Origin of the sequence: Teichococcus aestuarii, from assembly GCF_003116135.1 — a bacterium.
GTDB classification, from domain to species: domain Bacteria; phylum Pseudomonadota; class Alphaproteobacteria; order Acetobacterales; family Acetobacteraceae; genus Pseudoroseomonas; species Pseudoroseomonas aestuarii.
Genome location: NZ_PDOA01000090.1, coordinates 1 through 430 on the forward strand (window position 1 = coordinate 1; position 430 = coordinate 430).

2 tRNA genes are annotated in these 430 nt (G+C 64.9%); both read left to right on the plus strand.

The window, feature by feature from the left end:
- Positions 1-51 precede the first annotated feature (51 nt).
- Positions 52-127 (plus strand) — tRNA-Lys (locus CR165_RS24270).
- 186 nt (positions 128-313) lie between these two features.
- Positions 314-389, plus strand: a tRNA-Lys gene (locus CR165_RS24275).
- The last annotated feature ends 41 nt before the right edge of the window (positions 390-430 follow it).

Consider the following 430-nt stretch of genomic DNA (forward strand, 5'->3'; position numbering starts at 1 on the left):
TAAAAGCCCGCCCACGGATGCGGCCGGCGGAGACGCCGTTTCATCCCGGTGGGGCGCATAGCTCAGTTGGTAGAGCAGCTGACTCTTAATCAGCGGGTCCTAGGTTCGAGCCCTAGTGCGCCCACCACCTTCCTCCCTCCTGATGCGTGACGAAAGCCGAAGCCGCGAGGCCACGGCTTTTTCTGTTTTTCAGCGCCGGGAAGGCAGGGCGGCGCAGGCCGAAAAGGCATCCGAGGCATCTTGCCGGGGGTGGCCGGATCGGCTAGAAGCCCGCCCAAGGACGCGGTGGCGCAAGCGCCATGGCATCCCGGTGGGGCGCATAGCTCAGTTGGTAGAGCAGCTGACTCTTAATCAGCGGGTCCTAGGTTCGAGCCCTAGTGCGCCCACCATTCCCACCCTCCCTTGCGGGATCTGCGGAAGCCGGAGCCGG